This is a genomic window from Paraburkholderia sp. (genome assembly GCF_036488505.1).
Lineage (GTDB): Bacteria > Pseudomonadota > Gammaproteobacteria > Burkholderiales > Burkholderiaceae > Paraburkholderia.
In genome coordinates, this window is sequence record NZ_DASXHN010000286.1 from 1 (window position 1) to 12,147 (window position 12,147).

A 12,147-nucleotide genomic window follows, 5' to 3' on the forward strand; every position below is an offset into this window, starting at 1 on the left:
GCCGACTCTCCCGGTTTCGACGAAGCGCGCAGCATCTGGAATGCGATGATCGATCGCTATCCAGCCATGATTCTGCGTTGCGCCGGTGTCGCGGACATACGCCAGGGCATCGGCTTCGCGCGCGACAATGGCCTGCCGCTCGCGATTCGCGGCGGCGGCCACAACATCGGTGGCAGCGCGCTGTGCGACGACGGTGTCGTGCTCGATCTGACGTCGATGAAATCAGTGCGCATCGATCCGGCTGCTCGGCGCGCATACGTCGAACCCGGCGCGACGCTGCACGACTTCGATCACGAAGCACAGGCGTTCGGACTGGCGACGCCGCTCGGCATCAACTCGACGACCGGTATCGCGGGCCTGACGCTCGGCGGCGGCTTCGGCTGGCTCAGCCGCCGCTATGGGATGACGATCGACAATCTGGTCGCCGCCGACATCGTCACCGCTGACGGCGAATTGCGCCGTGCGAGCGCCACGTCGAACGAAGACCTGTTCTGGGCGATCCGCGGCGGCGGCGGCAATTTCGGCGTCGTCACGCAATTCGAATACGCGCTGCACGAAGTCGGGCCATTGGTCTACGGTGGTCTCGTCGTGCTGCCGTTCGCGCAGGCGAGAGACGCGCTCGTCCAATACCGCGCGGCGGCGCCCGCGATGCCCGAAGAGCTGGCGGTATGGGCGGTCGCGCGGCTCGCGCCGCCGCTGCCGTTCCTGCCGCCCGACGTGCATGGCAAGCCGGTACTCGTGTTCGCGATGTGCTACACCGGGCCTGCCGAAAACGGGCCGGCCGCGGTCGAAAGCGTGCGACGCTTCGGCACGCCGCTTGGCGAACATCTCGGGCCGATGCCGTACGAAATGTGGCAACAGGCATTCGATCCGCTGCTCACGCCGGGCGCGCGCAATTACTGGAAGTCGCACAATCTTGCCGGCATCGACGACGGCCTGATCGACGCGCTGATTCAGGCAATCGACACGCTGCCGTCGCCGCAATGCGAGATCTTCTTCGGGCAGATCGGCGCACAGACGCAACGCGTGGCGGCCGACGCAACCGCCTACCCGGCGCGCGACACGTTCTATGCGATGAACGTGCACGGCCGCTGGGACGATGCGCGCGACGACGATCGCTGTATCGCCTGGTCTCGTGCGTTCTTCGACGCGGCGAAGCCGTTCGCGCTCGGCAGCGTGTACGTGAACTTCATGACGCAGGAGGAAGCCGGCCGCATCGAGCAGGCGTACGGAGCGAACTACGAGCGACTGGTGGCCATCAAGAATCGCTACGACCCGAACAATCTGTTCCGCAATAACCAGAACATTCGTCCGACGCTGTAGCCGCAGGAAGCCGATGCGCTTCGCCGCGCATCGGCTCTGAACATCCTCGACATTGCTGCCCGCCCCGCCCGCACCGCCCGTCGTCCACGGCGGGGCGGCGATTGGGCACGCCATCTGCTTCCCGCTATCCGCCCGGCCGCCTGTCATCGCCCCGGCAGACCGCCGTCCCGGCACACTGTTCGAATGCAACGACCGCACGCGCGCGGAACCTCCCGCGTATAAAGCGCACAAACCCAGGCGGGCCGCATCGCCGCGCTTTCCAAATAACGTACAACACGCGTAAGAAACGCAAAGGAAAACAGTCATGCGCAGACGACAGTTCATCATGACCGGCAGCGCTGCAGTGGCCGTCGCAGGCCTGAGCCTCACCGGTTGCACGACGACTTCGCTGTCCTCGAGTAACGCATCCTCGGACAATGCCAGCAAACGCGACACGATCAACGCGGGGGTCGACTCGACGCTTGAGCGGCTTTACGAAAACGTCGCCGGTGCGCGCGAACTGGTCGGCAAAGCGCGCGGCGTGTTGGTGTTTCCGTCAGTGATCTCGGCCGGTTTCTGGGTTGGCGGACAGTATGGAGAAGGCGCGTTGCGCATCGGCGGCCGCACGGCCGGTTACTACAGCACCGTCGCGGGCTCGTTCGGTTTGCAGATCGGCGCGCAATCGAAGGCGCTCGTGTTCCTGTTCATGACGCAGGAGGCGCTCGACGAATTCCTGCGCAGCCAGGGCTGGGCGGTCGGCGCCAATGCAACGGTCGCGGTGCTGAAGGTCGGCGCGAACGGCGCGGTCGATACATCGACCGCGACCAGCCCGGTACAGGCGTTCGTGCTGACCAACGGCGGCTTGATGGCGGGCGTTTCGCTCGAAGGCACGAAGGTCTCGCGGCTGATTATCTGAGCGCATCACCTGAGGGCGCCGCCCGGCGCCCTTCATCGCACTACGGTAGAATCCACGCCTTTCGCCACGGCCCCGCGTTCAGCGCAGGCCTCCTTCGCGCAGCCGCGTGCGCCGCCATCCGGCTCACGCACGCTGCCAGCACCGCGCTGTTGCGCGCCCACCTCGTAGAACATGAACACCGCTAGTCCCGCTCACGGTTGGCCCGCGCGGCTTGTTGACATCCGCCGCAACGCGCTCGCCGGCCTCACCTCGTCGTTCGCGCTGGTGCCCGAGTGCATCGCGTTCGCGCTCGTCGCGCATCTGAATCCGCTGATGGGCCTGTACGGCGCGTTCTTTATCTGCATCATCACAGCGCTGTTCGGCGGACGGCCCGGGATGATTTCCGGCGCCGCCGGCTCGATGGCCGTCGTGATCGTCGCGCTGGTGGCCGAGCACGGCGCGCAGTATCTGCTCGCGACGGTGATACTCAGTGGCCTGCTGATGGTGCTGTTCGGCGCGCTGCGGCTCGGCAAGCTGATCCGCATGGTCCCGCACCCGGTGATGCTCGGCTTCGTCAACGGACTCGCGATCGTGATCGCGACCGCGCAATTCGCGCACTTCAAGGAAGTCACGCCGCACGGCACACAATGGCTGCACCGCGGCGCGCTCGCGAGCATGGGCGCGCTCGTCGCGCTGACGATGGCGATCGTCTATCTGCTGCCGCGGCTCACGCGCTCGGCGCCGCCCGCGCTGGTCGCGATCGTCGGCGTCGGGCTTTTTACGCAATTGCTGCATCTGCCGACGCGCACGCTCGGCGACATGGCGCATATCGCCGGCAATCTGCCGTCGCTGCATCTGCCGGACGTACCGCTGACTCTCGACACGCTACGCATCATCCTGCCGTACGCGGTGCTGATCGCGATCGTCGGTCTGCTCGAAACGCTGCTCACGTTCAACCTGACCGACGAGATCACCGAAACGCGCGGTCAGCCGAATCGCGAATGCATCGCGCTCGGCGCGGCCAATATCGCGTCGGGATTATTCGGCGGCATGGGCGGTTGCGCGATGATCGGTCAGACCATGATCAACCTGAACTCGGGGGGACGCTCGCGGCTGTCGGGCGTCGTCAGCGGCGCGATGATTCTGCTGTACATCCTGTTCCTGTCGCCACTGATCGAGCGGATTCCGCTCGCGGCGCTGGTCGGCGTGATGTTCGTGGTCGCGCAGCAGACCTTCGCATGGGGATCGCTGCGTGTGCTAGGCAAGGTGCCGCGCAACGACGCGCTGGTGATCGTCGCGGTCACCGTGATCACCGTGTTCGCCGATCTCGCGATCGCGGTAATGTGCGGGATCGTGATCGCCGCGCTCAATTTCGCGTGGCAGCATGCGCGCGAAATTCATGCGCACGCCGAAGATCGCGACGAGCATAAGACATATGTGCCGCGCGGCACGCTGTTTTTCGCGTCCACTACGCGTTTTCACGAGCTGTTCGACCCGGCGCGAGATCCGGCGAGCGTGACCGTCGATTGCAGTCATCTGCTGCTTGCCGATCATTCGGCGCTCGCCGCGCTGCAAGGACTGGCCGAGCGTTATCGCAAGGCCGGTAAGCAACTGCGGATGAAGAATCTGTCGGAGCGCAACCGGCAGTTGCTGAGCCGCGCGGGGATTGGCCTGGCGTGACGTTGCGGGGGCCTTCCGCGGACCTTGGCTGAGCTTGCCGCGCCCGCCGCGCGCGTCACTCCGCCGGCAACGTCATCGGCGCAACCTCGCAACGCGGCCAATGCCGCAGCACGTCCGGCGACAGCAGCAGCTTGGCGGCGCGCACGCCCGCGCCCATCACGATCTGCGCGCGCTCCATCACCGCGGCATCGACGAGGATGCGCCAGTCGGCCGGCAGGCCGAACGCGGTAATGCCGCCGAATTCCATCCGACTATGCTCGACCGCCGCCTCGCGCCTCGCGAACGACAGCCGCTGCGCGCCAAGCGCGGCCTTGACCGCGCCGTTGATGTCGAGACGCCGCGAACCCAGCGACACGAGCGCCGCGTAGTGCTCGCCGCCGTCTTTCTTGTAACGGACCACGATCGTGTTCGCGCAGTCTTCGAGACCGAAACCATAGCGCTCGCTGAACGCGGCGGTGTCCGACGCGTCGTCGCTCACCGCGAATACCGTCACGCGTTGCGCCGGCAATTCGTCGATCACGTGCGCGGGCAGATGCGCGCTCCATTGTTCGATAGCGATGACATCCAGTTGCTGTGTGAATTCGTGCGAATGCATGATAGGCAGGAATGAGAGAGGAACCGGCTGCATTCTAACGGCACCCGCCACCGTCAGCAGGTGACGCGCGAATGGGCAATCCGTCAATGTGTACGAAGCTTGAACCAGCGGCAGCGCTCAGGCAGCGGGCCAACGCGCGCGCCCGTTCGCGCCGCAACGCCGCAGCGCCGCTGAGGGCCGACACCGCGGCGGTAGCTTGTATAGTGACGGGCACGACACTTGCGCACCGCACCAACACGAAAGGCTCCCGCAAGCACCGGGGCGCCGCACTCTGGCGAACGACGACCACGGACATGGACTCCCTCTCCTCCGAGAACCTTCACCAAGCGGCCCGTCAGCAGGCGAATTGGGCCATCGGCGCGCTCCGGCAGTTCTCGGAGAACCGATGTCCGGCGCTGGCCGCGAGCATCGCGTTCTATGCGGCGTTCTCGCTCGCGCCGACACTCGTGATGGTGATCGCGGTGGCCGGCTGGTTCTTCGGCCCGGCAGCCGCACGCGGTGAACTGTACGGCCACATCAATGGACTGCTCGGCGACCAGGCGGCCGCGGGCGTCCAGACGATCGTCGAGAACGCGCATCACGCGGGCAGCAAAGGCGGCGTTGCGGCGATCATCTCGTTTTCGCTGCTCGTGATCGGCGCGTCGGCCACCTTCTCGTCGCTCAACAGCGCACTCAATATAGTGTGGCCCAACAGCGGACCGCGCACGTCGAGCGTGCTCGCGCTGGTGCGAGTGCGGTTGATCTCGTTCGGACTCGTGCTCGGCGTCGCATTCCTGCTGATCGTGTCGCTCGTGCTCGATACCGTGATCGTCTTCATCGGCAACTGGCTGTGGGGCGATTCACCGTATGTCGTGATCGGCAATCTGCTGCAACTCGGCGTCGGGCTGCTCGTGCTGGCGTTCGCCTTCGCCGGGCTGCTCAAGTTTCTGCCCGACGCGAGAGTGCGGTGGCGCGACGCGCTGGTGGGCGGCATCGCCGCGGCCGTGCTGTTTACCGCTGGCAAGAAGCTGTTCGCGCTCTATCTCGCGCATGCGGGGATGGCCAGCTCGTTCGGCGCGGCCGGCTCGCTTGCGGTGTTGCTGATGTGGCTGTACTTCTCGGCGGCGGTGCTGCTGCTCGGCGCGGAGTTCGCTGCCGCGCGTGGCCGGCTGCACGATCCGCGCGGCAGTTGGGGCGTACAGAGCGACGCGCCGCCGGGCAGCCGCGCGATGCTCGCATCGGTGCTGGCCGCATCGACGGTCGGCACGGAAGCGGCGCGCGAAACCGTGCAGCTCGCGCACGCTGCTTCCACCGCGGTAGGCGCGACACGTTCCACGGCATTGCAGGCGCGCGCGCGCAGCGGACCTGCAACGCACGCGAGCGCTGTCGAGATCGGCCGCAAAATCATCAAAGCGGAAGCGCAGGCCACGCGGATGGCGGCCACCACGCTCGTCGAAGCGCGCCGCCGCGCGGTGGCCGCCGACCGCTACGTTCGGCGCAATCCGTGGACGTCGGTACTGCTCGCCGCGGCCGCCGGACTAGCCGCAGCGGCGGTGGCGCGCCACGGCGCGCAGAAACGCTAAGGCCGGCAACGCAAAGCACGCGACGCGTACGGCGCTGGCCCCGCATCCCACGCAGCCGCTTCGCGATCGACGCGAACCCTTCGTGGCTACCGTTCAGTGACACCGGCAGGCGCCCGCGGGTTGCGCCCGCGCACAACGCGCCGGTTCTGTCCAGTGTCGCTACTGGAAATCTTCCGCGTTTCAGCAAAATCCAGCGTTTGATTAGACGACTGGATTAAGTCGCCTATTGGAAATGATGCAAAAACTGCAGTTAGCCATTGGGCCACTATCGACCAAACAACAATAATGCGTCGCGGGCCAATAAACATTGCAGAAATGGCAACAATCTCGGGTGGGCCTGATGCGCAAGGCTTTCGCCGTTTGTCAGTTTTTGGCGACAGTCTTTTTTTTCCTGTTCTTGTCAATTCGGACAGTGAGCTATTCTGCCTTCCGCAACAATGAAAACATCATCTGCGTGGAGAAATAGATGAAACGAATCGCACTGTCTACCCTTTCGCTCGCGCTGCTCGGCGTCACCGGCATGGCTCACGCGCAAAGCAGCGTGACCCTCTATGGCTTGATCGATGAATCGGTCCAGTATGTCAACAACGCTACGCCGCACGGCGGCAGCCTCGTGCAGTTGTACTCAGGCAACCTGCAAGGCAGCCGTTTCGGCTTGAAGGGCACGGAAGACCTCGGCGGTGGCCTGAAGGCGATCTTCCAGTTGGAAAACGGCTTTGACGTGAACAACGGCAAGCTCGGCCAAGGCGGCCTGATGTTCGGTCGTCAGGCTTACGTCGGTCTGGCCGGCAACGCGTGGGGCACGCTGACCTTGGGCCGTCAGTACGACCCGCTGGTCGACATGATCCAGCCGCTGACGGGCGACAACTACTTCGGCAGCACGTTCGCCACGCCGGGTGACGTCGACAACAACGACAACAGCTTCCGCGTGAACAGCGCAGTCAAGTATGTGTCGCCGGTGTGGGCGGGCTTCCAGGTCGAAGGTATGTACGCACTGGGCGGCGTCGCGGGCGCCACCGGTTCGGGCCAGACGTGGTCGGGCGCGGCAACGTATGCAACGGGCCCGTTCAGCGTCGCTGCTGGCTACCTGCATGCAAGCAACGCCAACACGCTGGCTGCGCGTACGGCAGCAGGCGGCTGGGCTGGCACGGCAGGCGGCACGTTCGATTCGTCGTTCCCGGCTAACGCTGGCATCAACAGCGCTTACGCATTCTCGAAGGCAATCGGCATCGCTTCGGCTGCCGTTCAGTACGTGACGGGTCCGTTCACCGCGAACCTGAGCTACAGCAACGCGCAATACAAGCCGGACGCGAATTCGGGCTTCCTGACGACGCAGAAGTTCAACGTCGGCCGCGCTTACCTCGGCTACCAGCTTACGCCGGCAGCGCTGTTGGGTGTGGGCTACGCGTACACGCGCGGCACGGGCGACGCAACGGCTACGTACAACCAGGTTTCGCTGGGCGCGGACTACTCGCTGTCCAAGCGCACGGACCTGTACGCAGTCGGCGCATGGCAGCACGCGAGCGGCGATCAACGCGATCCGACCACCGGCGGCCTCGTAGGGGCAACGGCTTCGATCGGTTCGTACGGCAACCAGTCGAGCACGTCGAACCAGGTCATGGTCAGCGTCGGTATCCGCCACAAGTTCTAAGTGGGCTTGATACGCGGCTCGCGAGCCGCGTAGACGAAAACCAGCCAGAGGCGATGCCGATGGCTGGTTTTTTTTCGTCCCACGGGAACAGCAGGCTCAGGCGCCCGAAGCCGCTAGCGCCGCTGCGCTTTGCTCTTGTCGGCCTGCGCGAGCGTCTGTGCGGGCTTCACGTCGCTCTCGTGCTCGATACCATCGGCGCCGACCGGCGCGTGATACCGCACCGGCGCCTGCTCCGGCAGCAACGGCTGGGTGGCCGCCGAATCGCGCCAGTCCGGATCGGGAATCTCCGCGAACACCTGGCGCAGACGCTCACCCCACGTGCGGTGAATCATGTCGAAGTAAGCACTGTCGCGGTCGATCGACACGAAGCGCGTGACCCGCAGCACATCCTTCTCATAGACGAGCAGATCGAGCGGCAGGCCCACCGACAGATTCGAACGCAGCGTCGAGTCCATCGAGATCAGCGCGCACTTCGCGGCTTCGTCGAGCGCGGTGGACGGTGTCAGCACCCGATCGATGATCGGCTTGCCGTACTTCGCCTCGCCGATCTGGAAATACGGATTCACCGCCGACGCCTCGACGAAATTGCCGGCCGCATAAATCATGAACAGGCGCATCCGGCTGCCCGCAATCTGCCCGCCGAGAACAAAGCTGCAATTGAAATCGACGCCGAAGTTCTGCAACGCCTCCACTTCGCGCCGGTGCACGCGACGCACCGCGTTGCCGACCGCGCGCGCCGCATCCGCCACCGTCGGCGCGTTCCACAGCGTCTGCTGCGCGGCATCGGCGGGCTCGGAGAGCTCGTGCAACACCGCCTGCGTCAGCGACAGATTGCCGGCGGCCAGCAGCACGAGCAGACGTTCGCCGGGTTGCTCGAACACCGCCATCTTGCGCGCGGTGCTGATGTGATCGACGCCCGCGTTGGTACGCGTGTCGGACAGGAAGACGAGACCGTCGTTGACAGCCATCGCCACGCAGTAGGTCATGGGGAATCCGCGGAAAACAAGTGAACGGCGCTATTGTAATCCGGCGCAGATGCGTCTTTTGTCCGTATTTACGGTGCGTTGGCCGGCTGATCCTGAACCGTTGACACGAATAGGAAGCCCGGCGCACGGGCAGGACGATCGTGCGGACGGCACGCGACTCACGCCGGGCCATGGCCGGTGGCCAGTGAACCGGCGCGATAAACGAAGCTGCCGTTATTGCGGCATCTTCGTGCCAACCGTCACCGCCACGTCGAGTTCCTCCTTGAGCCCGCCGATGCGCCGGCCGCGCACCGGCGCCGCGGCTTCATAATCGCGCGCAACCGCAAGCCGGCAGTAGATCTCGCTGGCAAACGCCGCATGCGTGACGTCGACGGAAATCCATCCGGTGCCTTCGAGCCATACGTCGACCCATGCATGGCTCGCTGCATGCGGCACGTCGCCCGGCTCGATATAGCCGCTCACGTAACGCGCCGGCACGCCGCGCGCGCGGCAGCACGCGAGCATCAGGTGCGCATGGTCCTGGCACACGCCGTTGCCTAGCGCGAGCGCCTCGGCGGCCGTGCTGGTAACCGCCGTGACGCCGGGCCGGTACTGCACGCGCTGCAGAATCTGCTCGCACAGCGCGAGCAGGCTCGCCTGGCTCGCGAGATCGGGCACCGTCGCGGCCAGTTCGCGGATCCCCGCGTCGGCCTCGGTCAGGCGCGTCGGGCAGGTGAAATGCTCGAGCGGAATCGGGCCGGCGGGATCGCGCAGCACGCCGTTGACGAGCGGCAGCGTGTCCACCTCGCCCGTCACGAGCAGCTGGATCTGGTTATGCGGCTTGTTGATGACGAGCGTGTGCAGCACGTTGCCGTACGCGTCGTGGGTCGCGTCGAGCTTGTCGGGCGCGTCGATGCTCCAGCGCCGCACCGTCTGCGCGGCGCCGCTCGCGGGCGTCAGGCGCAACTGCTGGATCGAATAGTGAACCGTCGCTGCATAGCGATAAGACGTGTCGTGGCGGATCGTCAGATACATGGCAATACTCCGTCAGGCCACTGGCAGCATCAGATAGGTCCGCGCAACCAGGTTGCCCAAGTTAAACACACTCGCAAGGAACTGGGTCAGATACGCGTGCAAGCCGGTTTCGAAAATCTGCCGGATGTCGGCATACAGCAGCTCGGCGCGCAGCTTGCCGGCGAACCGCTCGCACTGGTTCGAGCCCGACGTGCGCAGCATCGCGAGATTGGTGCAGACACCGTCGAGCGACGCGAGTAGCGACCGCGGCATCTGCTGGTTCAGGATCATCAGCTCGACCACGCGCGCGGGCGTCACCGTGTCACGATACACCTTGCGATAGATTTCCAGCGCCGACACCGAGCTCAGAATTGACGTCCAGTAATAGAAGTCTTCGAGCTGGCGAGCGGCGTCGCGCGAATTCGGCTCGACCTTTGCAAAACGCACATCGAGAATGCGCGCGGTGTTATCGGCCCGCTCCAGATACGTGCCGAGTTGCGTGAAAAAGAACGCGTCGTCCTGCAGCGCGGTGCCGATCGTCACGCCGCGCGACAGATGCGAGCGGAACTTGACCCACTCGAACAGCGCACCCGGATTGCCCGCGGCCTGCCCGCTCGACAACCGCTCGTTGAATTCGAGCCAGGTGTCGTTGATGGTTTCCCACCACTCGGTCGTCAGCGTGCCGCGCACCGCGCGGGCGTTTTCGCGCGCGGCGTGCAAGCACGAATGAATGCTCGACGGATTGCTTGCGTCGGCGACCATGAAATCGAGCAGGTGATCGTGCGTCGGCTCGTCGTAGCGCTGGTCGAACGCGTCTTCGAGTTCGGAGATGCGCAGCACCGAACGCTGCGCGCGCGCCTCCTGTTCAGGGGTCTGCGGCAGCAGTTGCGCCTTCAGATTGATGTCGAGCATGCGCGCGGTATTTTCCGCGCGCTCCATGTAGCGGGCCATCCAGAAGAGGTGATCGGCGGTTCGGCTAAGCATGAAGGCGTTCCCTGTTGAGAGCTGATTACGCGTGGCCTTCGTGAGAACGGAAGGCCAGCGCTGGTTGTCCGTGAACGCTGGCGGTAGGAGTGCCGCTCGACGCGCTTGGGTTGCGAGCGCGGCGCCTTGCCGCGGCGGCAAGCGTGTCAGTCGACCATCCACGTATCCTTGGTACCGCCTCCCTGCGAAGAATTGACGACCAGCGAGCCCTGTTGCAGCGCGACCCGCGTGAGGCCGCCCGCCACCATCGTGGTGGTCTTGCCGGACAGCACGAACGGCCGCAGATCGATATGGCGCGGCGCGATGCCGGCTTCGACGAAAGTCGGACACGCGGACAGCGCGAGCGTGGGCTGCGCGATATAGCCGGCCGGACGCGCAATCAGACGCTCCCGGAACGCATCGATTTCGGCCCTCGTCGAGGCCGGGCCGACCAGCATCCCGTAGCCGCCCGCGCCGTGCACTTCCTTGACGACCAGTTCCGGCAAATGCGCGAGCGTGTACATGAGATCGTCCGGCTTGCGGCACTGGTAAGTGGGCACGTTGTTCAGAATCGGCTTTTCGCCAAGGTAGAACTCGATCATTTTCGGCACGTACGGGTAGATCGATTTGTCGTCGGCGATACCCGTGCCCATCGCGTTCGCGAGCGAAACGCGGCCGGCGCGATAGGCGGTCAACAGTCCCGGCACGCCGAGCGCCGAGTCCGCGCGAAACGCAAGCGGATCGAGAAAATCGTCATCGACGCGCCGGTAGATCACGTCGACGCGCCTCGGCCCCTGGGTGGTGCGCATGAACACATGGTTGTCGTCGACGAACAGATCTTTGCCTTCGACGAGTTCGACGCCCATCTGCTGCGCGAGAAACGTATGCTCGAAATACGCGGAGTTGTACATGCCGGGCGTGAGCACGACGACGAGCGGATCGTCGACGCCTTCGGGCGCGATCGAGCGCAGCGTATCGAGCAACAGATCGGGGTAATGCGCGACCGGCGCGATACGGTTCTGCACGAACAGCTCGGGGAAAAGCCGCATCATCATCTTGCGGTTTTCAAGCATGTACGACACGCCCGACGGCACCCGCAGGTTGTCTTCGAGCACGTAAAACTCACCGGCATCGCCCGCGCGCACCACGTCGACGCCGGCAATATGCGCGTAAACACCGAGCGGTACGTCGACGCCCTGCATCTCAGGACGATACTGCGCATTGGTGTAGACCTGCTCGGCCGGCATGATGCCCGCGCGCACGATGTTGCGGTCGTGATAAACGTCGTGGATAAACAGATTGAGCGCCTGCACGCGCTGGCGTAAACCAGCTTCCAGCGTGGACCATTCGCCGCGTGGAATGATGCGCGGAATCAGATCGAAGGGAATCAGCCGCTCGGTGCCGGACAGGTCGCCGTTCACCGCGAAGGTGATGCCGACGCGCCGGAACAGCAGATCAGCTTCCGCACGCTTGCGTGCGATCGCTTCATTGCCCTGACGGTCCAACCATCGCTCAAAGCG

The 12,147-nt window shown here is 65.0% G+C and carries 10 protein-coding genes; 5 read left to right on the plus strand and 5 right to left on the minus strand.

The annotated features are described in order from the left end of the window. The 3 genes from VGH68_RS17120 to VGH68_RS17130 all read left to right on the plus strand — a co-directional run. Positions 1-1,323, plus strand: a 1,323-nt coding sequence (locus VGH68_RS17120; protein ID WP_331604847.1) for an FAD-binding oxidoreductase, incomplete at its 5' end; no start/stop codon positions are given. Positions 1,324-1,627: 304 nt separating this feature from the next. Then, positions 1,628-2,218: a BPSL1445 family SYLF domain-containing lipoprotein gene (locus VGH68_RS17125; RefSeq protein WP_331604848.1), complete on the plus strand. Its 591-nt coding sequence runs from the start codon at positions 1,628-1,630 to the stop codon at positions 2,216-2,218. 171 nt (positions 2,219-2,389) lie between these two features. Beyond that, positions 2,390-3,877: a SulP family inorganic anion transporter gene (locus VGH68_RS17130; protein ID WP_331604849.1), complete on the plus strand. Its 1,488-nt coding sequence runs from the start codon at positions 2,390-2,392 to the stop codon at positions 3,875-3,877. A gap of 55 nt (positions 3,878-3,932) precedes the next feature. Here VGH68_RS17130 and VGH68_RS17135 read toward each other — a convergent pair whose 3' ends face one another. Further along, positions 3,933-4,472, minus strand: coding sequence for a YbaK/EbsC family protein (locus VGH68_RS17135; protein ID WP_331604850.1), 540 nt, complete (start codon positions 4,470-4,472; stop codon positions 3,933-3,935). A 293-nt stretch (positions 4,473-4,765) separates the two neighbouring features. Here VGH68_RS17135 and VGH68_RS17140 point away from each other — a divergent pair, with 293 nt between their 5' ends. Together VGH68_RS17140 and VGH68_RS17145 are read left to right on the plus strand one after the other, a co-directional pair. Next, complete coding sequence (locus tag VGH68_RS17140; RefSeq protein ID WP_331604851.1) at positions 4,766-6,034, plus strand: YihY/virulence factor BrkB family protein; 1,269 nt, start codon at positions 4,766-4,768, stop codon at positions 6,032-6,034. Between the two features lie 466 nt (positions 6,035-6,500). Further along, positions 6,501-7,685, plus strand: a complete 1,185-nt coding sequence (locus VGH68_RS17145) for a porin (RefSeq protein ID WP_331604852.1) — start codon at positions 6,501-6,503, stop codon at positions 7,683-7,685. A gap of 113 nt (positions 7,686-7,798) precedes the next feature. Here the strand turns inward: VGH68_RS17145 and VGH68_RS17150 are convergent, their stop codons facing one another. From VGH68_RS17150 to VGH68_RS17165, 4 genes are all read right to left on the minus strand, one after another. Further along, complete coding sequence (locus VGH68_RS17150; protein ID WP_331604853.1) at positions 7,799-8,671, minus strand: proteasome-type protease; 873 nt, start codon at positions 8,669-8,671, stop codon at positions 7,799-7,801. Positions 8,672-8,884: 213 nt separating this feature from the next. Further along, positions 8,885-9,685 (minus strand): transglutaminase family protein, encoded by an 801-nt coding sequence (locus VGH68_RS17155; RefSeq protein WP_331604854.1) that lies wholly within the window; start codon positions 9,683-9,685, stop codon positions 8,885-8,887. Between the two features lie 12 nt (positions 9,686-9,697). Continuing rightward, on the minus strand, positions 9,698-10,648 hold the full coding sequence (locus VGH68_RS17160; protein ID WP_331604855.1) for an alpha-E domain-containing protein: 951 nt from the start codon (positions 10,646-10,648) through the stop codon (positions 9,698-9,700). Positions 10,649-10,794: 146 nt separating this feature from the next. Next, a partial coding sequence (locus VGH68_RS17165) for a circularly permuted type 2 ATP-grasp protein (RefSeq protein ID WP_331604856.1) occupies positions 10,795-12,147 on the minus strand: 1,353 nt, incomplete at its 5' end.